The following is a 24,027-nucleotide window of genomic DNA, read 5'->3' as shown; positions in this document are numbered from 1 at the left end:
TCTCGGTTTTATATGTGTTGGTCGCCTTCTGCATCGTCTGGACGCTTCGACACAATGATATAGGAAGATATAATGAATATAAAGCCGATGACCCAACCAACAACGGAACTGTAATAATATAGATCAATCAGTAAGTTTCCGATGATGGGGGATATAAAGGCCATAAGACATAAAAGCAATACGATATTCTTCTTTAAAAAGGTGGCCACAAACATACACTCCTTATCTAGCTGACACAGTCGATAATACTATTATACTGTTATTTTACAATATAAGGTGGATGAACGGAAAACGTAAACGAAATGTAATGTTTCTTCCGTAGACACCTTTTTTGCAACAGGAAGTCAAATATTATGGAATGAATAACAGGCCAATAGAGATTACAAAGCCGGTTACGAGTAACATGATGAAACAATAGCCCATAATATCTTTCGCTTTTAAGCCGACGATTGCTAAGACTGGTAGTGCCCAAAACGGTTGTATTAAGTTCGTCCAAGCATCGCCCCATGCTACTGACATCGCCACTTTTGCGATGGATACATCAAGCGCTTTGGCGGCTTCAATCACGATAGGTGCTTGTACGGCCCATTGTCCGCCTCCAGAAGGAACAAAAATATTTACAAGTCCGGCGCTTAAAAAGGTAACGAGTGGCAAGGTAAACGGTGATGCAACGGCGATCATCTGTTCACTAAGTTTGACGGCTAGACCCGAAGAGACCATCATGCCCATAATGCCGGCATAAAACGGGAATTGAATAATAATGCTGCTCGTATTTTTGACCGCATCTTGAACGGCCTGTAAAAAACGCTTCGGGGTTTGATGAAATAAAATTCCTAAAAATAAAAAGAGAAAATTAACGATATTTAAATTGATTGAAAATCCGTTTGTAGCAAAATAATACACAACATAAGAAAGGCCAAATAATCCAATGGTATAAGAAATGATGGGTAGGTGCTGGAGTTTTTCTGCAGGTGTTAAAGGTTCCTCTATTGTTGCGGCTTCTAATGAAGGGGGAATATCAAGCACCTTTGGATCAATCGTCACGCGTTCATCTAAAGGTGGTAGCATTAATCGATTTAATAACGGTAGCACAATAAATATAGCTACAACAATAGCGAGATTGTAGCTGGAGAAAATGGTTTCACTCGTCGGTATAATACCGATAGCATCAACGGAAAAATGACCTTCAGTCGCAATCGTTAAAGGGATTGAACCAGAAAAGCCACCGTGCCAAATTAAAAAGCCGCTATAAGCACTTGCGATTAAAAGGCGAAAGTCGACTTTCCGTACGACCTTTGCCACTTCCTTTGAAAATAGGGCACCGATAACAATTCCAAATCCCCAGTTAATCCAGCTTGCCACTAGAGATACGACGGTCACGAGAATAATTGCTTGGCCAGGAGATTTCGCAATCATCGCCATTCGTTGTAAAAGCTTCTTAAAGAACGGACTGTTTGCTAATACGTGTCCTGTAATTAATACTAAGGCCATTTGCATTGTAAATGCGAGTAAATTCCAAAATCCATCTCCCCAAAATACCATCATGTCATAAGCGGTATTCCCTGTTAATCCAATGCCGAGTGCAAAAACCAGTACCGTTAAAAAAATAACGATAATGTACGGATCAGGCAAATACCTTTGCATAAAATGATTGGAAAATTGAACCAGTTTCTTCATCTTATATACATCCTTCCTAAAGCGAATTCATTTCTTTAATTCTTTTTTTCTCGAATAATTCCTTTTAAAATTTGTAGAATTTTGAAAGCGTTTTAAATTTTTCTGCAGTATTCTGTCCGTAGATCGATTCGTCTGATAAAATAGGAACTGGGAATTTTTTAGAAAGGAAGTTGTCATATGAATCAAAAACGGCTAGAGCATGTAAGAGAATGGATGAAAAAAGAAAAAGTAGAAGCAGCGTTTATTCATTCAAGAGAGAATGTTTTTTATTTAACAGGATATGACAGCGACCCGCATGAACGGTTAATGGGACTGTTACTTTTAAACGAAAATGAGCCGATGTTTATTTTGCCTAAAATGGAAGAGAATCAACTGAGAGAAACTAAATTTGATGGGGAAATCATCGGGTATTTTGATGAGCAAAACCCATGGGAGCTGATTCGAGACAGAGTAAATAATCACCATACAGTACACGTTCAAAATCTTGCAGTTGAAAAAGAAGCGCTCTCATTAGGACGCAGTGAACAATTTCGGAGAATTTTCCCTAATGCAACATTCGTCGCCATTGAACCGTTGCTAAATGAAATGCGTGTGATTAAAGACGAAAGTGAGCTCTCTATTTTACAAAAAGCAGCTAAACTAGCAGACTATGGGGTTGAAGTTGGCATCAATGCACTAAAAGAAGGTGTGACCGAGCTCGAAGTTGTCGCAACCATTGAATACGAATTGAAGAAAAAAGGGATTCGAGAAATGTCGTTTTCAACGATGGTCTTGTTCGGGCAAAATGCAGGAAATCCACACGGAGTACCGGGGAACAATCTGTTAAAAAAAGGAGACTTTGTGTTATTTGACTTAGGAGTTGTGTTAAATGGATATTGCTCGGATATTACTCGTACTGTCGTTTTTGAAGAGGTGTCAGCTAAACAAAAAGAAATATACGATGTCGTCTTAAAGGCGCAATTAGAAGCGATTAAAGCGAGCAAGGTTGGCGTTCGGATTGGGGATCTTGACAAAATTGCGCGTGACATAATAACAAATGCAGGTTACGGTGAGTACTTCCCACATCGATTAGGACACGGTTTAGGCATTAGCGTTCACGAATATCCGTCAATGAGCTCCGACAACGATGAAACTTTAAAGGAAGGCATGGTTTACACAATTGAGCCAGGTATCTATGACCCGACTGTTGGTGGGGTACGTATCGAAGATGATATCGTGCTGACGAGTGAGGGAGCTGTAACGCTTACTTCATATCCGAAACCACTCCAAATCATTCGGAAGTAAAGAGGAAATTACGATAGGATAGGTGAGCTATAGTGTGGGCTCATCTATCCAATCCTTTCAATATCGCATTTTATCGATATATTACCAGCATATTAGAAAGGAATGAATCTCCACTTGTTTCTACTCCGCTCAAATGCTATCTTTTCTTGCGATTTCCGAACATTCGTTATAAAATAATAGTCTCTACCATCACGATTATGCTTGCAATTAGAAAGGAAGACATATATGTTATATAAACTACTCGTATCACTACTTGTTTTACTCACATTAGTCGGATGTCAGATGATTGAAACCGATCCATCAATGACGAAAGAAACACCACAATATGAACAAAGTGGCCGTTTAGAAGCGGAAGTCATCGATGTGGTAGATGGAGATACGATGAAATTAATCGTGGATGGTAACGAAGAGACAGTACGCCTATTGCTTGTAGACACTCCGGAAACGGTGCACCCGACAAAACCGGTTCAGCCGTTTGGCCCTGAAGCGAGTGAGTATGCAAAAGAAATGTTGATGAATAAAGAAGTGGAAATTGAATTGGATGTTAATGAGCGCGATAAATATGGTCGCTTACTCGTTTATTTATATATTAACGGTCAGATGTTTAACGAAATTTTGCTTGAAAATGGATTAGCACGAGTCGCGTATATTTATCCTCCGAACACAAAATATGTCGATCGCTTCCGTGACGTTGAGAAAAAAGCGAAGCAAAAAGGAATCGGGATCTGGAGCATTGAAAATTACGTACTAGAAGACCGTGGATTTAATGAGGACATAGAACATGAAAGCACGTCTGAACATACGAGTGATGCAGCGTGTACAATAAAAGGGAATATTAGCTCTAGTGGGGAAAAGATTTATCACCCTCCGTCTTCTCCATGGTATGAACAAACGAAAGAAGAAGCGTTATTTTGTTCGGAAGATGAAGCGATAGAAGCCGGTTTTAGAAAGGCCATCTATTAACCGTGTGCGTGAAAAGTTTCACAAAATTTTTAGACAAGTATTTACAATTTTAAATTTTTTACTATAATAGAATTCAGTTTACTTTATGATACTTGGAATCTAGAACACTTTGTTAACGTAAAAATAAAACGCTTTCGAGGTAAGGGAAATGATTGAAATCAAACTAGCAGACTTACAACAACTACATGAGATTTCTGTATTAAATGAATGGGTCAAAAAAGAAAAAGTCCATAAAGATAGTTTATATAAGGCGATTCAAAAAGGAAATTGTTTTGTCGCTTTAGATCATGAGAAGATTGTTGGATATATTGTCTTCTCGCGCTCCTTCTTTGAAAACTGGTTTGTTAAGCTTCTTTTCGTAGAAGAGTCGTATCGTCGCAAAGGAATTGCTAAGGCGCTCATGAACGAAGTGGAAAAACAATGTATCTCACCGAAGCTTATCGTTTCAACCAATGAAAAGAATGATGCCATGAAATCACTTGTGCAACAGCTGAACTTTCAACAATCTGGATATTTAGATCATGTGAATGAAGAAGAACGCGAATTATTTTATGTGAAAAGCATTCACGCTTCATAATGGGGAGCTTAAAGAAGCTCCCCATTTTCACATGTACAAGCAAAGAAATCCCTCATCAAGCCCCTTCATCAATAGTAATTTTCATAAATTTACAAAATAGGAAACTTTATGATGTGATGTATGCGCTTTCCTAAATTCTTTTCAGGAAATTTGCTTTTTTTCCTTTCCAATCGATAGTCTTTCATATAAAATTGGTTTGTCAAAAGACTAAAGGTTTTGTAGGTTAGAAGAGGTGAATTTCGTGAAACGAATTGCAGTATTAACTTCAGGTGGAGATGCACCTGGTATGAACGCAGCCGTTCGTGCGGTTGTTCGAAAAGCGATCTACCACGGTCTTGAAGTATATGGTGTTTATCAAGGATATAGCGGTTTGATAAACGGGAATATTAAAAAGCTTGATCTAGGTTCTGTCGGCGATATTATTCATCGTGGAGGGACCATTTTACATTCTGCCCGATGCTTAGAATTCAAAACAGAAGAAGGGCAATTAAAAGGAATCGAGCAACTAAAAAAACATGGAATTGAAGGGTTAGTCGTAATTGGTGGAGATGGATCGTACCAAGGTGCGGTTAAACTAACTGAAAAAGGATTCCCTTGTATCGGATTACCAGGTACGATTGATAATGATATTCCAGGAACAGACTACACCATTGGGTTTGATACAGCGTTAAACACTGTTGTACGCGCTATTGACCAAATTCGTGATACAGCAACTAGTCATGATCGTACATTCATTATTGAGGTAATGGGTAGACATGCAGGTGATATTGCTCTTTGGGCAGGAGTAGCTGGAGGAGCGGAGACGGTGTTAATTCCAGAAAAAACGGACTCATTAGAAGATGTATGGAATCGATTACAGAACGGTGTACAACGTGGTAAAAAACACTCAATTATTGTTTTAGCTGAAGGTGTTGGGAAAGCGGACGATTTAGCGAGAGACTTAAAAGAAAAGTTCGGTCTTGAAACACGTGTATCTGTTCTTGGTCATATTCAACGTGGTGGCTCGCCTACTGGATTTGACCGTGTACTAGCTTCTAGATTCGGAGCAAAGGCTGTCGAGTTATTGCTAGAAGGAAAAGGCGGACGTTGTGTCGGTATTGTAAATGGCGAACTAGTAGACCATGACATCATTGAGATTTTAAAAGAAAAAAGCGAGCCGACAATGGATCTTTATACATTGTCTAAACAACTATCAATCTAATCAAGATTGCTAAAAAAGGGTACTCAAATCGAGTACCCTTTCATTTTTGTTACAGAAAGTTTAAGTTCAATAAAGTGTTAAAGTATTCTCTTTACAGTTTTTTGGTGTCTAGCTTCAAGCGCCATCAGCTCTGGTCGCTTCGGCCCTGCTGTGGCGACGCAAGCCTCCTCGCAGGTTCTACAGCGCTCTTCGCCTAAGGACTTGCGCTTTTCTTTTTATTTGAATTTAAATGAGCCACTGATTAAGCGGCTTTACGCTTTTTTATAATAACGAAAATGACAACAAATACGACGCCAATGATCAATGTGAAAATAGAACCGTACTGTTGAATAATGTCGATTGCTTCATCCCCAAACAACATAACGACGGTCGCAACGAGAAAGAAACGCGCTCCTCTACCAATGAAAGAACCGATAATAAACTGGACTAAATTCATTTTGACAACACCGCTTAAGACTGTAAAAACCTTATATGGAATCGGTGTGAAGCCAGCGATAATAATCGCGCCCATGCCGTATTTCGTATATAAATTTTCCGCCTTCTCGATGATTTCTTGTGAAGCGAATTTATTTAATAAAGGCCTTCCAATACCTCTTCCTAAATAATACCCAAGTACTCCACCTAAAACCGAAGCAATTGTTGTATAAAAAGCTAGTAGTAAAGCCTTTGACGGTTCTAAAACACTCATCGGAATGAGTAAAGCATCAGGGGGTACGATGAAGAAAGAAGACTCGGTAAAGGCGACAATAATGAGCCCTAAAACGCCCCATGCATGTAAAAATTCAATAATGTCGTGAATCATCTGCTCCAATTTCAATAGCCTCCGATATTATAAGATTCCCTTTGAATCATACCAATCACGCCTATTCTCGTCAATCATCATTGGATAAAACTATTAAACTTTAATTTTTTTTACAATTATGCGGTCCTTTTTGTGAGTCATCGAGCTATATGTATAGTGAAAGGAGGTGATGGACATGGCAACAACGCAATTAATAGAAACGCAACTTCGTCTCGTTCTTGACGATGGGGTAAATGAAGAGGGTAAGCCGGTTTACAAAAATAAAAACTTCAACAACGTAAACATTGCGGCAACACCTGATCAATTATTACAGGCTGCTCAAGCAATTGCTGGTTTACAAGAAAAGCCGCTCGTAACTGTGGAACGTAACGATTCTTCACAAATTATGAATTAACGAATAGAAGGGGAGGGAATTAAATGGCTAAGACGTTAGAGCTGCAATTTTTAAATGAAGAAGGAAAAACGGTTCGTCTTTCCATTGATGAACCAAAAAGCACGCTTACATCAGAAGAAGTTTCTCAAGCAATGGACGTCATCATTTCTTCTGATGTGTTCATATCAAACGGCGGTAAGTTTGTAAGCAAGAAAGGTGCTCGCATCATTGATCGCCAAGTAACAGAAATGACCATTGCCTAAAAGAAGACCGGTCCTTCAATTGAAGGGCTGGTTCTTTATTTCAATAAATAGTAGAAAGGGGGAGTCGCATTTGCAAGAATGGTTGCCATTCATAAGTGAAGTTGGATTTCCGATAGTGGTTACGCTTTATTTACTCCATCGAATCGAACGAAAGCTAGACGATGTAAATCATTCGATTCAAATGCTCCCAAATCAATTAAAACAATAGCGAAATGAGGGGAACGAATGAAAATTAATTAAAGCATATCGTTCCCCTATTTTTATGGCGATAATTGTAAGATAATAGAGTGTGAGATCGACCTTTATTTTGGAATAATTATATATGAAAAGTCTCCCGTTCTCCTTTTGCGGAACGAAAGGTCGTATCAAAATGAATATTCTATAAAATAACAATGAACCTATTGTCATCTGATGTTTAGCTCCATGTTCACATGCAGCTAATTCCTCGAGTGATTGTTTTCAGGACCTTCAATGAAGAAGTCATCAATTTTTTGGAAGCTTTCACATTTTATTTCTTCCTTTCTAGCTTGAATGGTTACATATGAGCCAGCTAGAATAATGGCACACAACATACATAAAAAAATAACACCTATCATAACTTTCTCTCCTTTATCGTTTCGTTAAGGAAACAATAAAGTATGAAATGCGTTTCAGAGCAAGAGTTTTTTAGAAAAATCATCATGAAAATCAGAGGAGGAGTTTCATGGCGAATATTAGAGAAATTGCGAAAAGAGCGAACGTGTCGGTTTCCACGGTTTCGCGTGTCATTAACCACCATCCATATGTGAAAGAAGAAAAAAGAAAAGCCGTGTTAGAGGCGATGGAGCAGTTGAACTATATTCCTAATAAAAATGCGGTACATTTAGCGAAGGGGAAAACGAATCGGGTAGGTATTGTACTTCCGATGGTAGACCATCCTTATTATAGTCAGCTATTAAAAGCGATTTCAGAGGAAGCGTTAATGCACTCGTACCAAATTGTGATTTATCAAACGAATTACGTTGTTGAAAAAGAAATGATTGCCCTTCACCATTTGCAGGAAAAGATTTTAGATGGTGTTATTTATTTATCTCGTCATTTATCGATCGATGTAATGGAGGAGTTTGAACCATACGGGCCAATCGTTTTATGTGAGGACGTAAAACATAAAGGAATTTCATCTGTGTCTGTCGATCACCGAAAGGCTTTTGAAATGGCGATGGATTATTTGTATGAAAAGGGGCATCGGAAAATAGGCATTTGTCTCGGACGGCGATATGGAACGAATAGTCAAATTCGAGAAGGTGTTTATCGTGATAAGTTAACGAGCTGGAACACTTCTATTCAAGAACATTGGATTTTAGATCAATGTTATCACTTTGAAGACGGGGTGAGAATTTTTAATACGTACACTCAAATGGTACAAAAGCCTACCGCGTGGGTAATAACGAATGACCAAGTGGCAGCGAGTTTTGCCATTCAATGTGCTCAAAATGGTATACACGTTCCTAAAGATGTAGCGCTTATAAGTTTCGATAACGACCCGATTTCAGAGAGCTTAAACTTAACGACGATAGAGGTTCCAAAAGTAACGATGGGGAAGCGCGCCTTTTCACTTTTTATCGAAAAAATGGAACATAACAACGTCATTCATGATCACATCCCCATTCGATTGTATGAGCGCCATTCGGTCTAATGATTCAAAAACGCCATAGCTAATATCGACTCTTTTCGAAACGTGCGAATACTTCGTTTTTGATAACAATAAGCATAAATATGATGATCTTTTATCGATTGAACGAGAATGGTACGCTTTGAAAAGGTTCCGTCTTTTGCTTCGTAAATAACGGTTAGTGGCCGATTTTCCGTACAGCTTTTTTGGAGTAAACACATGGTTGATCCCATCCTTTACAAGTGAGTGCTCATCGATTACTATTATATACAAACATATGTTCTTGTATTCAAGTTGGTGATGAATAAATGTATGAAATTATGTATACGAAAAAAGAAAACGGCCATCGAATGGTCCAAGTCATGAGCTTTCACACTGCCCAAATCATTCGTTTTACTATGGATGAATATGAGGCAGGAAAGTTACCGAAGTCATTACACGCATTTATCGAGAGTGTAGAAGACGCGATTCATAGAGGGAAGTGGGAGCAAAACTATTCATCAATCGACAAGCTTCGATAAAGGGATTACCGCTTTCGTAGCGAAAGGTATATAATAACGAATTGATTTATCGCATAAGGTGATAACAAAGGGGGGGAGACGGATGACGGAAGTCAATCGAATTAAAGAGATTCGCTTATTGTCGGAGGAAGTCATGCAAATGATTGTACAAGACCATTACGAAACACATCCGCTTTTACTGAAGCGTGCCATTGAGCTACTTTCGCAAGTGGTATTCGATTTTTCCATTTTAGAATCAGATGAGATGTGTGACAAAGAAGAATTACTTAAAGGAACCCTTGCCAAAATGAAGATTGCGCACAATGCAGTCTATACAGGAATTGGCGATAAAGACGAAGCTATTTCGTAACGAAAAAAAGACGACAAATGCCGTCTTTTTATGTAAGGTTAATTTCGTTTCGGTTGTTTTTTATTCGCATCCGTTTCTTGGGCGTATTCTGCATCTGCTTTTGGTTGACGCATTTGTTCCTCGTTAGAGCGATTCTTCTTACTCAACATAAACACCTCCTTTACATCTTCAGAAGTATAGTTTAATCGGTTACGTAAAAAATAATCATTCATTCATTGCAATTTACAATATTTTTACAAAGTTATGGAGAGGGCTGCCGATGATTGGGTAGCTCTTTTTTTCGTTGTTACAGAAAATTTAAGTTCAATAAAGTGTTAAAGTATTCTCTTTACAGTTTTTTGGTGTCTAGCTCCAAGCGCCATCAGCTCGGTTCCCTTCGGCCCTCCTGTGGCGACGGAAGCCTCCTCGCAGGTCCTAAAGCGCCCTTCGCCTAAGGACTTGCGCTTTGTGCTTTTCTTATTAAATGTGGTGAAATTAGGATGAAGGATCAATTGAAACAAATCAGTTACCAAAATTTACGTTCCGTGATATCATGATGGAAATGGAAAGTACATACATAGGGGGAAGTTTCAGTTGAAAAAGATACAGGTTGGGTTAGTAGGCTACGGCTTATCAGGACAAGTTTTTCATGCACCATTTCTTCATGCGCACCCACATTTTGAATTAAAAAAAGTAGTAGAGAGACGGCAAACGTTATCACAAAAGGATTACCCATATGTCGAAGTTGTCCGTTCTTACGAAGAACTGTTAAATGACGATTCAATTGAATTAGTCGTCATTACGACGCCAAATGAATATCACTATCCGATGATTAAACATGCAATTGAAAAAAAGAAGCATGTCGTTGTGGAAAAACCGTTTACGGAAACGGCGGATCAAGCACGTGAGTTAGCTGAAATGGCGAACAAACACGGAGTACTTGTGAGTGTTTATCAAAATCGTCGCTTTGACATTGACTTTCAAACCATAAAAAAAGTGATAGAAGAAGGGATAGTTGGCGAAGTAGTCGAATATGAAGCACATTTTGATCGTTTTCGTAATTTCGTTCGCGAAGGTACTTGGAAGGAAGAAGAAAGACCAGGATCAGGTATTTTATATGATTTAGGAAGCCACTTAATTGACCAGGCGCTGACATTATTCGGAATGCCGAATTCTGTGTATGCAACTTTGTCAAAACAACGTCCCGGTAGCCAAATTGACGATGCCTTTGATTTGAAAATGTATTATGAGACAAAAACGGTTACATTAAAAGCTAGTATGTTAGTTCGTGAACAAGGGCCGAGGTATCAAATTCACGGGACGAACGGCTCGTTTGTGAAATATGGCATGGATCCACAAGAAGCGTATTTACGTGCAGGTGGAAAGCCGACAGATGCGGCGTATGGAAAAGAGTCAGAGGAAATGTGGGGGACGTTAAATTCAACGATTGCCGGCCTACACTTCGTAGGGAAAGTTGAGTCCGAACCGTCCACATATATGAATTACTATCAAGATATATATGAAGCAATCATTGAGGAAAGAGCGCCGTATGTAACAGCAGAGCAAGGAGCACGAACGATTCAAATCATTGAGGCAGCATATGAAAGTCATCGAATGAAAAAAGTTATTGAATTTTAATCAATAGGGAAGCGGGTGAAGAGCGACCTTTCGTTTGTCTTCACCCGCTTTTATTTTAACCGAATGGTTGTTATTAAATGCCAGGAAGGTACTACTCCACATTTTGCAATGACATGGTAGAATTACAAAGACTTAGAACCGCTCATTTCTAAAGAATTGTTGCTTTTCGTGCGTATAAAATACATTGTTCAGCAAAATGAAAGGGAGTGGCGAGACACTACAGGCTCCGTACTGAGGAGTTCTCCCAACGGAAGGTAAGTATCTGTGGTGAATATTCAGAATTTATTTTAAAATCGACTGGAAATGCTATAATCTATTCGAAACATCCTTTAGAAAAGAGCTTCTGAAACCAGATCCACATATTTCCTCGCATAGAGGGAGTTTTTGATTTTTTTCTACAAAATACGACATTAATCATTGACCGTTCCATTGAAAATTTTGTAGTATTATAGAGATTCAAGAAAAAGGAGATGGGATTTCAACATGGAGTCCTTTACAATAAAAAAAGTTTTAAATAATAACGTATTAATTGCGGAACACGAGTCATTTCAAGAAGTCGTACTTATCGGGAAAGGGATTGGTTTTGGAAAGAAAAAAGGTGAAACCATTACCGATAATACCATTGAAAAAATGTTCGTGTTAAAAAATGAAAAAGAACAAGAACAATATAAAATGCTTTTACCGTTTATTGAAGAAGATATGATTGCGGTTGTCAGTGAAGTAATTGACTTCATCACGAAAAAAGTTGGAATACCGCTCCATGAGCACATTCATATTTCTCTCACAGACCACATTACATTCGCCATTAAACGAATTAAGCAAGGAATGGGCATTAATAATCCGTTTTTAGTGGAGACGAAAACGCTTTATCCAAAAGAATACGATATTGCAAAAGAAGTAGTTGATTTAATAAATGAACGTTTGGATGTAACGCTCCCAGAAGGAGAGATTGGTTTCATCGCACTCCATATTCATAGTGCGTTAACGAACCGCTCCTTATCGGAAGTCAATCGTTTTTCTCAACTCATCAGTCGCCTCATGAATATCATCGAAGACACGATGAAAATTAAAATCGACAAAGAAAGCGTTAATTATATGCGCCTCGTTCGTCACTTGCAGCATACGATTGAACGTGTTTTAAAAGGGGAAGCAGTCGAGGAACCAGAAAAAATAACTTTACTGTTGAAAAATGAATATCCTGTGTGCTACAATACTGCTTGGAAGATGATAAAAGTTATGCAACAGACGTTAAAGAAACCTGTTTACGATGCAGAAGCTGTTTATTTAACAATGCACTTATATCGGTTAAAAAAGAAAGCGTTATAATTTATACAAGTTTACGTGTTACTGATTCGATCAGGCATGAGTGAACAAGATGACGCGATAAGAATAGGACAATTATGTCTATTTTTATCCCTCTTGTTTCACCATGCCTTTTTGTTTTGCTTGCAAACGGTTTCGGGTACGTAGTTGCATAGAAAAAAGGAGGAGAAACAATGATTAAAAAGTCGTTTGGCGTGCTGCAAAAAGTCGGTAAAGCGCTAATGCTTCCAGTAGCGATTTTACCAGCAGCCGGAATCTTACTTGGTGTGGGGAATGCCTTACAACAAGACACATTACTAAACAAAGTGCCTGCATTAGGAAATGAGTGGGTACAATTTATCGCTTCAATCATGGAGCAAGCAGGTGGAATTATTTTCGCAAACCTTGCATTACTATTTGCGGTTGGGGTAGCGATTGGACTTGCAAATGGTGATGGTGTAGCAGGAATTGCAGCCATTATCGGATTCTTAGTTATGAACGTCACAATGAGTGAAATTTTAAAAGGACTAGGCCAGCTGCCGGAAGATGTTAGTGCTGACCCAGCCTTTGCAGAAGTGCTAGGAATCCCGACGCTTCAAACGGGTGTATTTGGAGGTATTATCATCGGGATATTAGCAGCTTACATGTACAACAAATATTATAACATTGAATTGCCACAATACTTAGGATTTTTTGCTGGTAAGCGTTTCGTACCGATTATAACAGCAGCATCAGCGCTTGTTCTTGGTGCCGTGATGTATTTTGTTTGGCCGCCAATTCAAGGTGGATTAAATGCCTTCTCTGAAGGTATGCTTGAAACAAATAAAACATTAGCAGCATTTGTATTCGGTGTAATTGAACGTGCGTTAATTCCATTCGGTTTACACCATATTTTCTACTCTCCATTCTGGTTTGAATTCGGTTCTTACGTGAATCAAGCGGGGGAAATTGTTCGTGGAGACCAACGCATTTTCTTCGAACAATTAAAAGATGGAGCTGAATTGACAGCTGGAACATTCATGACAGGTAAGTTCCCATTCATGATGTTCGGTTTACCAGCAGCGGCGTTAGCGATTTACCATGAAGCAAAACCGGAGAACAAAAAAGTTGTTGCAGGTATTATGGGTTCTGCAGCCTTAACATCTTTCTTAACAGGTATTACAGAGCCAATCGAGTTTAGTTTCTTATTCGTTGCGCCAGTGTTATTCGCGATTCATACGATTTTCGCTGGATTCTCGTTCATGATTATGCACATCCTTAACGTTAAAATCGGTATGACTTTCTCAGGCGGAGTTATCGATTATCTACTATTTGGTGTCATCCAAAATAAAACAGATTGGTGGCTTGTAATCCCAGTCGGTTTAGCATTTGCAGTTATTTACTATTTCGGATTCCGCTTTGCGATTCGCAAGTTTAACTTAAAAACTCCTGGTCGTGAAGATGAATCTGTTTCAAACGAAACAGAGGCAGGAGAAGTTTCAGACTTACCGTTCAACATTTTAGAAGCGTTAGGTGGACGTGAGAACATTGCTCATCTTGACGCTTGTATTACACGTTTACGCGTATCTGTTCATGAGCAAGCGAATGTGGACAAAGATCGTTTAAAACAACTTGGTGCATCAGGTGTGCTAGAAGTTGGAAATAATATTCAGGCTATTTTCGGACCAAAATCCGATAACTTAAAGACACAAATTCAAGACATTATGGCAGGAAAGACACCACGTAAAGTGGAGAAAAACGAAGAAGTGGCAGCTTCAGTTGAAGGAAACTTGGATTTCGTTGCACCACTTACTGGTGAAATCTTATCCATTACAGATGTTCCAGACCAAGTATTTTCACAAAAAATGATGGGAGACGGAATTGCGATTAAGCCAACTGATTCAACAGTTGTTTCGCCTGTGGACGGTAAAATCGTAAACGTATTCCCGACAAAGCACGCAATCGGTATTCAATCGACAAGCGGACATGAAATTTTAATTCATATCGGAATTGACACAGTGAATCTGAAAGGGGAAGGGTTCAACGTCCTTGTTTCAGAGGGACAAGAAGTGAAAAAAGGCGATAAGCTTGTTGAAGTAGATTTAGACTACATTGCTAAAAATGCTACATCCACTATCACGCCGATTGTATTTACGAACCTTAATGAGGGTGAAGCGGTTACAATCGTAGAAAAAGGCAATATTACAGCTGGTCAAAGTAATATCATTAAACTTTAAGCAGGCTAAAAATGGGGGATATAAAATCCCCCATTTTTGAAAAAATTAAGAAACAGCCCTTGTAAAAAACTTTTTAGGCTGTTAATATACTAAAGAAAAATTTACTAAAGGAGTTTGATGAAAATGGCAGAAAAGACATTTAAAATTACAGCAGATACAGGGATTCATGCTCGTCCTGCAACAATGTTAGTTCAAACAGCTAGCAAATTCGATGCAGATATTAACTTAGAATACAACGGTAAAACTGTTAACTTAAAATCTATCATGGGTGTTATGTCTTTAGGGATTGGTAAAGACGCAGAAATTAAAGTAACAGCTGCAGGTTCTGATGAGAATGATGCGATTCAAGCAATTGAAGATACAATCAAAAAAGAAGGGTTAGGCGAATAATGTTACATCTTGAAGGGATTGGAGCTTCTTCCGGTATTGCGATGGCAAAAGCATACCGTTTAGAAGAGCCGGATTTAACCGTTCAGAAAAAAGAAGTTACAGATGCTAGTGCAGAGGTAGCTCGCTTTGAAGAAGCGATTGGACGTGCGAAAAGTGAGCTTGAAAAAATTCGTGATCATGCAAAAGTGAAACTTGGGGAAGATAAGGCGGCTATTTTTGAAGCGCACTTATTAGTTTTAAGTGATCCTGAATTATTAAACCCTGTAACAGATAAAATTAAAACGGATTCTGTAAACGCGGAATTTGCGATGCGTGAAACAGCTGATATGTTTATTTCCATGTTTGAAGCAATGGACAATGAATATATGCGAGAGCGCGCAAGTGACATTCGTGACGTAACGAAACGCGTAATCGGTCACTTACTAGGGGTTGAAATTCCAAACCCTAGCTTAATTTCTGAAGAAGTTATTATTATTGCAGAAGATTTAACACCGTCTGATACAGCTCAATTAAATCGTGACTACGTTCAAGCGTTCACGACGGATATCGGTGGTCGTACATCTCACTCTGCAATTATGGCTCGTTCAATGGAAATTCCAGCAGTTGTTGGTACAAAACAAGCGATGGAAAAATCGAAAACGGCGTCTTTGTTATCGTTGACGGTTTAGATGGACAAGTAATCGTTGACCCATCTGAAGAAGTCATTGCAGAATTTAAAGCGAAAAAAGAACAATTCGAAAAGCAAAAAGCAGAATGGGCTAAACTAAAGAACGAACCAACGGTTTCTAAAGATGGTCATCACGTTGAGCTAGTGGCGAACATCGGTACACCAGATGACGTTAAAGGTGTACTTGAGAACGGTGGAGAAGGCGTTGGCCTTTACCGTACAGAGTTCTTATACATGGGTCGTACAGAGCTTCCAACAGAAGATGAGCAATTCGATGCTTATAAAACGGTACTTGAAAAAATGGAAGGTAAGCCGGTTGTCGTTCGAACGTTAGACATCGGTGGAGATAAGGAATTACCTTATTTAGACCTTCCGAAAGAAATGAACCCATTCTTAGGATTCCGTGCAATTCGCTTATGCCTAGAAATGCAAGACATGTTCCGTACACAACTTCGCGCACTTCTTCGCGCTAGTACATACGGAAATTTAAAAATTATGTTCCCAATGATTGCGACACTTGCTGAGTTTAGACAAGCAAAAGCAATTTTAATGGAAGAAAAAGAAAAGCTCGTTCAAGAAGGCGTTCAAGTGAGTGACGAAATTGAAGTAGGAATCATGGTTGAGATTCCATCTACAGCCGTTTTAGCGGATCAATTTGCGAAGGAAGTTGATTTCTTCAGTATCGGTACGAACGACTTAATTCAATACACGATGGCAGCCGATCGTATGAACGAACGCGTTTCTTACCTTTACCAACCATACAACCCTGCGATTTTACGTCTCATCACACTCGTAATTGAAGCAGCACATAAAGAAGGAAAATGGGTGGGTATGTGTGGAGAAATGGCAGGAGACCCAATTGCTATTCCACTACTATTAGGACTTGGATTAGACGAGTTCTCGATGAGTGCAACAAGCATTCTACCTGCTCGTTCTCAAATCAAGCAATTATCAAAAGAAGAAGCAGCAAGCTTCAAAGAACAAGTTTTAGCGATGAGCACAACAGAAGAAGTTGTTGAATTCGTTAAAAAGACATTTAACGTATAAGGATAAAAAACAGCAAATGGATGTATTCCATTTGCTGTTTTTTTATTGTTACAAAAAGTTTAAGTTCAATAAAGTGTTAAAGGATTCCTTTACAGTTTTTTGGTGTCTAGCTCCAAGCGCCTTTCGCCTAAGGACTTGCGCTTTGCGTTTTTCTTATTGGCTGATTTCGAACAGGTTAAAGCGAAAGACGGACGCTTTCCGAACTTGCACAGGACGTGACCCCTTTTAGTAGAAGTTCATTAAATTTATCACCTCCTCATCTCGCAAACTCGTCTGCAAGATTTTCGGCTCGTGCTGTTCCCACTCTCATGTCATTGTATACGAATACAGTCTCTAGAAAACAGCTCATTTATACATACGGTTTCGAGGTTCTTATCCCCATTTAATTCACGAAGAAAGAATGACATTGTGGAAAGCCTTAAATGTCATCTCAATAAGGAAACATTTTTCTCGCAAGAACATCCTCGTTAAAGCCCATATTAGAAAAGAGTATGGAAAAAGGATGTGAGTATTAGTGAATAAACCGTTTATGCCACAACTCGTTTATTATGAACCTCGGGCATTAGAATACCCTCTCGGAAAAGAACTTGTGCAAAAATTTGAGAAGCTTGGAGTTGAAATCCGACAAACAACTTCTCACAATCAAGTGAGAAATATACCTGGCGAGAATGAGCTTCAGAAATATAGAAATGCAAAGTCAACACTCGTCATCGGTGTGCGAAAAACTTTAAAATTTGATACATCAAAGCCTTCAGCAGAATATGCGATTCCGTTAGCGACTGGATGTATGGGACATTGTCATTACTGTTACTTACAGACGACGCTTGGATCAAAACCATATATCCGAACCTATGTGAACTTAGAGGATATTTTTGAACAAGCCAACAAATACATGGAAGAGCGAGCTCCAGACATTACACGGTTTGAAGCTGCCTGTACATCCGATATTGTAGGAATAGACCATTTAACACACTCTTTGAAAAAGACCATCGAATTTATCGGACAATCCGAATATGGCCGCTTAAGGTTCGTGACGAAATTTCATTATGTCGACCATTTATTAGATGCAAAGCATAACAAAAAAACTCGCTTTCGATTCAGTGTGAATGCTCCATACGTCATTAAACATTTTGAACATGGGACATCCTCTCTTGATCAACGTTTAGAAGCGGCAGCTAAAGTAGCGAAGGCTGGATATCCACTCGGTTTCATCATCGCGCCAATTTATATTCATGAAGGGTGGGAAGAAGGGTATTTGGAAATGTTTCAAAAACTTTCAGCAGCTCTTCCAGCGGAAGCGTTAAATGATTTGACATTTGAATTAATTCAGCATCGATTTACGAAACCTGCGAAACGAGTGATTGAAAAAAATTACCCGAAAACGAAGCTTGAAATGGACGAGGAAAAACGTCGATATAAATGGGGACGTTACGGCATTGGTAAGTACATTTATGAAAAAGATGAAGAAGAGCAGTTAAAAGAAATTTTACACAGGTATATCGAAAACTATTTTCCTCAAGCAAAAATTGAGTATTTTACATGATTTTTCCTCCTTTATTTCTTATACTAAAGAAAAAGTAGAAAGAAGGGGGATAATATGAAGATTTTAGTTGTGGGAGCTGGAGGTGTTGGCGGTTATTTTGGTGGCCGCTTATTAGAAAAGGGAGAAGACGTAACATTCCTTGTTCGGCCGAAACGATACGAACAATTGGAAAGACATGGACTACACATCGAAAGTATTCACGGCTCCTTTTCTTGTACACCAAAATTAATCACGAAGGATTCACAGAGTGAAACGTTTGATCTTATTTTGTTCAGCACGAAATCTTATCATTTAAATGAAGCGATGGAAGATATTAAGCCCTTTGTCGGAAAGAATACAACCATTCTTCCTTTATTAAATGGAATTCGTCATTTAGAGGATTTGCGTCAAACTTTTGGGGAAGAAAAAATCATTGGTGGACTCTGCTTTATTGAAACTACATTAAATCATGAAGGGGTCATCGTTCAAACATCGAAAGACCATCACTTGAAATTTGGGGAGCTGTCGGGAGAGAAAACAGCTCGAATTGAAAAAATCTCAAAAGCTTTATCTGGAACGAAAGCGGAAATAAATGAAAGCACTCACATCTTACGTGACATGTGGCATAAATATTTGTTTATTACTACGTTTTCTGGAGTTACATCGTTGTTCCAATCACCAATTGGTCCAATTCGAGAAACGGCATTTGGGCTTGAACTCGTTGAAGATTTACTATTTGAATGTGAAGCAATCATGAAAAAAGAAGGAGCGCCGATTGATGAACAAATTGTCTCTAAACATTTGGCGACACTGAACAAAATCGAACCTACCATGAAATCCTCGATGCAACGAGACATGGAAAAGCAATCGTTCATCGAAGCAGACCATTTGCAAGGCTACTTATTAAAACTGTCCGAAAAACATGATCTTCACGCCCCGATTTTAAAAATTATTTACACAAATTTAAAATTATACGAAAAAAAATAATAAATGTGCCGATATAAACAATAGAAATGCTTCATTTCTATTGTTTTTTTTATAAACCAACTAGAAATACAGAAAAAGGGGTGTCATTATGTTTAAGAAATTACAGTGGAGAATTACGTCTCTCATTGCCATTTTACTTATTATTTCCTTATCTGTTGTTTTTGCCGTCTCCGCTTATTTTGTAAGCGATAACTTAAAGGAAGACGTACAGAACTCCGGGAAATCAATTGTTGATCAAGTTAAGACAAATGTTGAAAATCAATTAAATAACTATGGGAAAAGCTTAAGCCTTTTAAGTGCTGACAGCAATTTGCATGCGCAGCTCTTAAAAAATGAGGATCGACAAATGGATGGGCTCTTAAATACATATAAATCGTTTTTGGAGCTAAATCCGTTAGTTAAGGTAGTTATCGTTGGTACTGAAGCAAAAGAAACATACACAGAACCATATTTAGATTTACCAGCTGATTATGATCCAACTTCCCGTCCGTGGTATCAAAGTGCTGTTGGAAATAAAGGAGAAGTCGTTTGGACAGAACCTTATGTCGATGCTGCATCGGGCGAACTTTTAATTACAGGTGCTAAAACGATAGAAAGCAATGGACAAGTATTAGGGGTTATCGGATTTGATATTTCATTAGAAGCTATCGATTCGATTGTTAATAGTGTTGAAGTTGGATACAATGGCTATGCTTATTTAATTTCAAGTGATGGAACTGCGGTATCCCACCCGACAATGCGTGGAGAAAATTTATATGAATTAGATTTCATGCAAGCCCTTCAAAATAGTGAAGAAGGCCTTCTCGACTATGAATATGATTCGGAAGAACGTATGATGGTATTTGACACGTTAAACGAACTTGGGTGGAAGCTAGGTGTTGTATATAAATACAAAGAGTTAATGAATACAGCTGACCGCTTAATGCTTATTAATTTAGGCGTAACAACGATTGCCATTATCATTGCAGGGATTAGTGGATTTTTCGTATCACGTGCGATCGCGCGTCCTATTTTAGCGATTGCCCATCAAGCAGAACAAGTCGCTCAAGGTGATTTAACAGCTACGGTGCATGTGAAAGCAAAGGATGAAATCGGACAGCTAGCTGACAGTTTTAACTTAATGGTAAATAACATGCGTGACATGATTGAAAAAGTAAATGGCTCCATTCGTCATTTAAGTGATTCAGCTGAACATTTAAGTGCGGTTTCTGAAGAAACGATGGCCTCAGGTGAGCAAATTTCAGCTGCTATTGACGATATTGCGAAAGGTACATCAGAACAAGCTAGCGACGTCGACTTAATGAATGAACAGACGAAAACATTATCCACGAGCATTGAGCGTGTGAATGAAGCAGTCCATGAAGTGGAAAAGCTTTCAAAAGAATCTGAGCAAGCAAGTTATGATGGACTAGAGAAATTGAATGTATTACAAGACAAATCGAAAGAAGCAAATCAAGAAGTACAGACCGTTGAATATGTCTTAAATGGTTTAGCAGACAAAATTCATCATATCGCAGATGTTATTACGACAATCTCCAATATTTCCGATCAAACGAACTTACTTGCGTTAAATGCAAGCATTGAAGCGGCACGCGCAGGTGAGAGCGGAAAAGGCTTTGCTGTTGTAGCGGCAGAAGTTCGTAAACTAGCAGAACAATCCGCAGAAGCGACGGAAAAAATTCGTGTAACAATTCAAGGAATTCAAGAAGAAGCGAAAAATGCAGTAGACGCGATGCAACGTTCTCGTGAAATGAATGATGAGCAACATGCTCAAGTTCAATTAACGGGTGAAGCATTCCAACAAATCGCCATGAAGATGAACGAACTCATTACGTCGATGAATATGGTTACAGGCTATATGAATGACATCAATGAGAAAAAAGAACAAGTAGTGGAAGCAATCCAGAGTATCTCTGCCATTTCTCAACAGTCAGCTGCTGCTGTTGAAGAAGTAAGTGCTTCAACGAACGAACAAATTAAAGCATTTGAAACGGTAGCAGAATCAGCGGAGTCTTTAAACGAATCAAGTAAAGAACTTCAAAAAATGGTAAGTCAATTTAAAACTGAAGAATAAAGAGTATAAGAAGGATGTCCTATAGTGGGCATCCTTCATTCTTTCGTCATCATAAGTCACGGAATAGGATAGGGTGATGACTCTCTGAACGCAGCCTCCACTTCAGAAATGAATAATTCTTCCTTAAGGATGTTCAATTTGAACATCTTTTTTTATTTTTGTTTAAATTTATTAGAATAATAAATTTTAATGCAAATAACATGAATTATATTTAAAAACACTATAAAATAGTAAAATATTCTTATTTTAAAATACTAAAATATACCGATACATACATTGAGTTCATTTTCGACAAAACAATGGTAAAAATGGTAGATTATACGAATTAATAGAAGGAGTGGGGAAGAATGTTTCGGAAAATGCAGTGGAAAGTTACATTTCTAATTACGAGCTTATTAATGCTCTCATTAGTAGGCGTCTTTTTTATCTCCAATTATTATGTGAAAAAAGTTGTGATTAAAGATGTTGAACAGAATGGACAGATAGTTGTTCAACAAGTAAAACGCAACATCGAACTTCAAATGATTGAATATCAAAAGCGACTAAATGAAATGAGTCAAGACGAGCGAATGATTACCTATTTACAAACGAAAGATTCAAAGGATTATCAAGCTCTTCTAAACTTATTTGGCGGGTACATCAAAAATCATGATCAAGTAAAGTATGTGCTTGTCGGAACAGAAGACAAGCAGTTTTTTGCTGAACCACATATCGATGCACCAGCAGATTACGATCCTACGGGAAGACCGTGGTATCAACTAGCCGTATCGAACCCGGATGAAGTGATGTGGACGGACCCATACTTATCACCTGAAAATGAACATTTAATTACAGCGGTAAAAGCCATTCAGATTAATGGAAAACTCGTAGGGGTTATCGCTTTTGACTTAGAATTAAAAGCAGTAGAAGAAATGGTAAATAGCCTTCAAAGTGGAGAAAGTGGCTATTCGTTTTTAATGACAGAAGCCGGAATAGCCGTTACACACCCAACCCATACGGAGGAAAATTTGTATGAGACGTTTGACTATTTAGCTCCGTTAAAAGAGGAAAGCCATGGGGTATTGGAATTTACAGCAGAAGAAGGGAATGAAATCTTAATTTATGACACAATTGGTCACTTTAACTGGAAAATTGGAAATGTGTATCATCAAGATGAGCTTTTAAGCTCTATTAATGAGCTAAAAGGGATTAACATCGTTATCACAATCGTTGCCATCGCGATTGGCGCTGGGGTTGCAATACTACTAGCGCGTTCTATCACTAAACCAATCCTCGCTTTACGAGAAGAAGCAAATCGAATTGCAGACGGTGACTTGACTTCTGCCGTAACGGTGAAAGGAACTGATGAAATCGGGCAGCTAACGAACAGTTTTTATACGATGGTTGAAAATATGCGATCGATGATTCAGCATATCCAACAATCAACAAGAAAGATTAGTGATTCAGCCGAGCATTTAAGTGCAGTCTCGGAAGAAACGATGGCATCGGGCGAACAAATTACACAAGCAGTTGATGATATTGCAAAAGGAACGACAGAACAAGCATCAGACGTAGAAGGAATGTACGAACAAACGACGCGACTTTCAACAAGTATTGATGAGGCAATTCAAGCTGTTGGACAAGTGGAACAAATATCGAAGCAAACTGAAAAGTCAAGTCAATACGGCTTAAAGGAATTAAAGGACCTTCAAGAAAAATCCGACGAAGCCAATGACGAGGTGGAATCGGTTCACCAAGTCGTTTCAAACTTAGTTGGAAAAATCGATCATATCGCTGAAGTTGTGACAACCATTTCCACAATCTCAGATCAAACAAATTTACTCGCATTAAATGCGAGTATTGAAGCGGCAAGAGCAGGAGAGAGTGGAAAAGGGTTTGCTGTTGTTGCATCGGAGGTTCGAAAACTAGCAGAACAATCTGTAGAAGCGACAGACAAAATACGTGAAACCATTCAAGGAATACAAGAGGAAGCGGATTTAGCCGTACAAGCGATGAAACGCTCAAAAGAAATGAATGACTTGCAGCATTTACAAGTTCAAAAAACAGCAAACGTGTTTGAAGATATATCTCGTCAAATGAGTGTTCTTATCCAATCATTACAAAGCGTTTCAAGTAGCATGAAAGAGATGGAAGCACAAAAAGAACAAGTAGTCGAAGCGATTCAAAGTATTTCAGCTATCTCACAACAGTCAGCAGCATCAGTTGAAGAGGTGAGTGCATCGACGCTGGAACAAATGAAGGCGTTTGAAACGGTAGCGCATTCTGCTGAAGAATTAAATGAGTCAAGTAAAAAACTGCAAACTCTTGTAAAACAGTTCAAAATTAATACAGAAGATGCATAACCATGTATGTACGAGGGGCTGTGTGATAAGTTCCTTAAATAGAATGATGGCAGCGAAAAGTAGTTTCATTTATCCAATTGGTTTTGAACGAAAGAAAGGTGGCGGCTACTCCTGCGGGACAGCACGAGCCGAAGACCCAGCCTGCGAGAGAAGGAGGAGATGAAGGAACCTCTGTTAAAGGCCACGTCCTGTGCAAGTTCGG

Annotated in this window: 23 protein-coding genes and 1 pseudogene; 19 read left to right on the top strand and 5 right to left on the bottom strand. The window is 38.6% G+C overall.

Translation table 11 applies throughout. From position 1 onward, the window contains the following. Positions 1-8: 8 nt before the first annotated feature. Both ML543_RS01755 and ML543_RS01750 read right to left on the bottom strand, forming a co-directional pair. Complete coding sequence (locus tag ML543_RS01755) at positions 9-209, bottom strand: hypothetical protein (RefSeq protein WP_243385423.1); 201 nt, start codon at positions 207-209, stop codon at positions 9-11. 142 nt (positions 210-351) lie between these two features. Continuing rightward, on the bottom strand, positions 352-1,677 hold the full coding sequence (locus ML543_RS01750; RefSeq protein WP_243385422.1) for a short-chain fatty acid transporter: 1,326 nt from the start codon (positions 1,675-1,677) through the stop codon (positions 352-354). A 177-nt stretch (positions 1,678-1,854) separates the two neighbouring features. Between ML543_RS01750 and ML543_RS01745 the strand changes: the two genes are divergently transcribed. The 4 genes from ML543_RS01745 (at position 1,855) to pfkA (ending at position 5,702) form a co-directional block, all read left to right on the top strand. Further along, positions 1,855-2,961 (top strand): M24 family metallopeptidase, encoded by a 1,107-nt coding sequence (locus ML543_RS01745; RefSeq protein ID WP_243385421.1) that lies wholly within the window; start codon positions 1,855-1,857, stop codon positions 2,959-2,961. Between the two features lie 225 nt (positions 2,962-3,186). Further along, positions 3,187-3,924, top strand: coding sequence for a thermonuclease family protein (locus tag ML543_RS01740; RefSeq protein ID WP_243385420.1), 738 nt, complete (start codon positions 3,187-3,189; stop codon positions 3,922-3,924). Positions 3,925-4,072: 148 nt separating this feature from the next. Beyond that, positions 4,073-4,501 carry a GNAT family N-acetyltransferase gene (locus ML543_RS01735; RefSeq protein WP_243385419.1) on the top strand — a complete coding sequence of 143 codons (429 nt, stop codon included), beginning with the start codon at positions 4,073-4,075 and terminating at the stop codon, positions 4,499-4,501. Between the two features lie 241 nt (positions 4,502-4,742). Next, a complete protein-coding gene (gene pfkA / locus ML543_RS01730) occupies positions 4,743-5,702 on the top strand; it encodes a 6-phosphofructokinase (RefSeq protein WP_243385418.1) in 960 nt (319 codons plus the stop codon). 241 nt (positions 5,703-5,943) lie between these two features. Here pfkA and ML543_RS01725 read toward each other — a convergent pair whose 3' ends face one another. Continuing rightward, positions 5,944-6,504 (bottom strand): YqaA family protein, encoded by a 561-nt coding sequence (locus ML543_RS01725; protein ID WP_243385915.1) that lies wholly within the window; start codon positions 6,502-6,504, stop codon positions 5,944-5,946. A gap of 175 nt (positions 6,505-6,679) precedes the next feature. Here ML543_RS01725 and ML543_RS01720 point away from each other — a divergent pair, with 175 nt between their 5' ends. The 3 genes from ML543_RS01720 to ML543_RS01710 all read left to right on the top strand — a co-directional run bounded on the left by ML543_RS01720 (position 6,680) and on the right by ML543_RS01710 (position 7,348). After that, entirely contained in the window at positions 6,680-6,898 is a 219-nt protein-coding gene (locus ML543_RS01720) for a DUF1659 domain-containing protein (RefSeq protein ID WP_243385417.1), read from the top strand. Between the two features lie 23 nt (positions 6,899-6,921). Continuing rightward, the gene (locus ML543_RS01715; RefSeq protein WP_243385416.1) at positions 6,922-7,140 is read left to right on the top strand and encodes a DUF2922 domain-containing protein; all 219 of its coding nucleotides are present in this window, start codon (positions 6,922-6,924) and stop codon (positions 7,138-7,140) included. 70 nt (positions 7,141-7,210) lie between these two features. Next, positions 7,211-7,348 carry a YvrJ family protein gene (locus ML543_RS01710; protein ID WP_243385415.1) on the top strand — a complete coding sequence of 46 codons (138 nt, stop codon included), beginning with the start codon at positions 7,211-7,213 and terminating at the stop codon, positions 7,346-7,348. Positions 7,349-7,577: 229 nt separating this feature from the next. Here ML543_RS01710 and ML543_RS01705 read toward each other — a convergent pair whose 3' ends face one another. After that, positions 7,578-7,736 carry a hypothetical protein gene (locus ML543_RS01705; protein ID WP_243385414.1) on the bottom strand — a complete coding sequence of 53 codons (159 nt, stop codon included), beginning with the start codon at positions 7,734-7,736 and terminating at the stop codon, positions 7,578-7,580. Between the two features lie 107 nt (positions 7,737-7,843). On the opposite strand from ML543_RS01705, the gene ML543_RS01700 reads away from it, so the two are divergent. Beyond that, the gene (locus ML543_RS01700) at positions 7,844-8,815 is read left to right on the top strand and encodes a LacI family DNA-binding transcriptional regulator (RefSeq protein ID WP_243385413.1); all 972 of its coding nucleotides are present in this window, start codon (positions 7,844-7,846) and stop codon (positions 8,813-8,815) included. Here the strand turns inward: ML543_RS01700 and ML543_RS01695 are convergent. After that, positions 8,812-9,012 (bottom strand): WYL domain-containing protein, encoded by a 201-nt coding sequence (locus ML543_RS01695; protein ID WP_243385412.1) that lies wholly within the window; start codon positions 9,010-9,012, stop codon positions 8,812-8,814. The genes ML543_RS01700 and ML543_RS01695 overlap by 4 nt on opposite strands. An 87-nt stretch (positions 9,013-9,099) precedes the next feature. On the opposite strand from ML543_RS01695, the gene ML543_RS01690 reads away from it, so the two are divergent. The 11 genes and pseudogenes from ML543_RS01690 to ML543_RS17225 all read left to right on the top strand — a co-directional run bounded on the left by ML543_RS01690 (position 9,100) and on the right by ML543_RS17225 (position 23,825). Then, complete coding sequence (locus ML543_RS01690; RefSeq protein WP_243385411.1) at positions 9,100-9,312, top strand: hypothetical protein; 213 nt, start codon at positions 9,100-9,102, stop codon at positions 9,310-9,312. Positions 9,313-9,394: 82 nt separating this feature from the next. Further along, entirely contained in the window at positions 9,395-9,661 is a 267-nt protein-coding gene (locus tag ML543_RS01685) for a hypothetical protein (RefSeq protein ID WP_243385410.1), read from the top strand. Positions 9,662-10,234: 573 nt separating this feature from the next. Then, positions 10,235-11,278, top strand: a complete 1,044-nt coding sequence (locus ML543_RS01680) for an oxidoreductase (RefSeq protein WP_243385409.1) — start codon at positions 10,235-10,237, stop codon at positions 11,276-11,278. Positions 11,279-11,761: 483 nt separating this feature from the next. Beyond that, complete coding sequence (gene glcT / locus ML543_RS01675) at positions 11,762-12,604, top strand: glucose PTS transporter transcription antiterminator GlcT (protein ID WP_243385408.1); 843 nt, start codon at positions 11,762-11,764, stop codon at positions 12,602-12,604. 173 nt (positions 12,605-12,777) lie between these two features. Further along, complete coding sequence (gene ptsG, locus ML543_RS01670) at positions 12,778-14,796, top strand: glucose-specific PTS transporter subunit IIBC (RefSeq protein WP_341482337.1); 2,019 nt, start codon at positions 12,778-12,780, stop codon at positions 14,794-14,796. 123 nt (positions 14,797-14,919) lie between these two features. After that, positions 14,920-15,186, top strand: coding sequence for a phosphocarrier protein HPr (locus ML543_RS01665; protein ID WP_243385406.1), 267 nt, complete (start codon positions 14,920-14,922; stop codon positions 15,184-15,186). Next, a pseudogene (gene ptsP / locus ML543_RS01660) lies at positions 15,186-16,900 on the top strand (phosphoenolpyruvate--protein phosphotransferase). The gene ML543_RS01665 and the pseudogene ptsP overlap by 1 nt, the downstream one beginning before the upstream one ends. A gap of 514 nt (positions 16,901-17,414) precedes the next feature. Next, positions 17,415-18,443 (top strand): spore photoproduct lyase, encoded by a 1,029-nt coding sequence (gene splB / locus ML543_RS01655; protein WP_243385405.1) that lies wholly within the window; start codon positions 17,415-17,417, stop codon positions 18,441-18,443. A gap of 54 nt (positions 18,444-18,497) precedes the next feature. After that, a complete protein-coding gene (locus ML543_RS01650; RefSeq protein ID WP_243385404.1) occupies positions 18,498-19,409 on the top strand; it encodes a ketopantoate reductase family protein in 912 nt (303 codons plus the stop codon). Between the two features lie 88 nt (positions 19,410-19,497). After that, on the top strand, positions 19,498-21,483 hold the full coding sequence (locus ML543_RS17230; RefSeq protein ID WP_243385403.1) for a methyl-accepting chemotaxis protein: 1,986 nt from the start codon (positions 19,498-19,500) through the stop codon (positions 21,481-21,483). A 347-nt stretch (positions 21,484-21,830) separates the two neighbouring features. Then, entirely contained in the window at positions 21,831-23,825 is a 1,995-nt protein-coding gene (locus tag ML543_RS17225; protein WP_243385402.1) for a methyl-accepting chemotaxis protein, read from the top strand. Positions 23,826-24,027: the final 202 nt, after the last annotated feature.

The sequence above is a fragment of the Bacillus kexueae genome (genome assembly GCF_022809095.1).
Taxonomy (GTDB): Bacteria; Bacillota; Bacilli; order Bacillales; family Aeribacillaceae; genus Bacillus_BZ; species Bacillus_BZ kexueae.
This window is presented reverse-complemented; position numbering and strand designations above follow the sequence as displayed.

Excerpts from the sequence above, each read along its gene's own strand:
- ML543_RS01665 (WP_243385406.1), top strand. The coding sequence starts at position 14,920 with ATGGCAGAAAAGACATTTAAAATTACAGCAGATACAGGGATTCATGCT.
- ML543_RS01650 (WP_243385404.1), top strand. The coding sequence starts at position 18,498 with ATGAAGATTTTAGTTGTGGGAGCTGGAGGTGTTGGCGGTTATTTTGGT.
- ML543_RS01750 (WP_243385422.1), bottom strand. The coding sequence starts at position 1,677 with ATGAAGAAACTGGTTCAATTTTCCAATCATTTTATGCAAAGGTATTTG.
- ML543_RS01685 (WP_243385410.1), top strand. The coding sequence starts at position 9,395 with ATGACGGAAGTCAATCGAATTAAAGAGATTCGCTTATTGTCGGAGGAA.
- ML543_RS17225 (WP_243385402.1), top strand. The coding sequence starts at position 21,831 with ATGTTTCGGAAAATGCAGTGGAAAGTTACATTTCTAATTACGAGCTTA.
- ML543_RS01695 (WP_243385412.1), bottom strand. The coding sequence starts at position 9,012 with ATGTGTTTACTCCAAAAAAGCTGTACGGAAAATCGGCCACTAACCGTT.
- ML543_RS01720 (WP_243385417.1), top strand. The coding sequence starts at position 6,680 with ATGGCAACAACGCAATTAATAGAAACGCAACTTCGTCTCGTTCTTGAC.
- ML543_RS01740 (WP_243385420.1), top strand. The coding sequence starts at position 3,187 with ATGTTATATAAACTACTCGTATCACTACTTGTTTTACTCACATTAGTC.
- ML543_RS01715 (WP_243385416.1), top strand. The coding sequence starts at position 6,922 with ATGGCTAAGACGTTAGAGCTGCAATTTTTAAATGAAGAAGGAAAAACG.
- ML543_RS17230 (WP_243385403.1), top strand. The coding sequence starts at position 19,498 with ATGTTTAAGAAATTACAGTGGAGAATTACGTCTCTCATTGCCATTTTA.
- ML543_RS01705 (WP_243385414.1), bottom strand. The coding sequence starts at position 7,736 with ATGATAGGTGTTATTTTTTTATGTATGTTGTGTGCCATTATTCTAGCT.
- glcT (WP_243385408.1), top strand. The coding sequence starts at position 11,762 with ATGGAGTCCTTTACAATAAAAAAAGTTTTAAATAATAACGTATTAATT.
- ML543_RS01700 (WP_243385413.1), top strand. The coding sequence starts at position 7,844 with ATGGCGAATATTAGAGAAATTGCGAAAAGAGCGAACGTGTCGGTTTCC.
- ML543_RS01725 (WP_243385915.1), bottom strand. The coding sequence starts at position 6,504 with ATGATTCACGACATTATTGAATTTTTACATGCATGGGGCGTTTTAGGG.
- ML543_RS01745 (WP_243385421.1), top strand. The coding sequence starts at position 1,855 with ATGAATCAAAAACGGCTAGAGCATGTAAGAGAATGGATGAAAAAAGAA.
- ML543_RS01735 (WP_243385419.1), top strand. The coding sequence starts at position 4,073 with ATGATTGAAATCAAACTAGCAGACTTACAACAACTACATGAGATTTCT.
- ML543_RS01690 (WP_243385411.1), top strand. The coding sequence starts at position 9,100 with ATGTATGAAATTATGTATACGAAAAAAGAAAACGGCCATCGAATGGTC.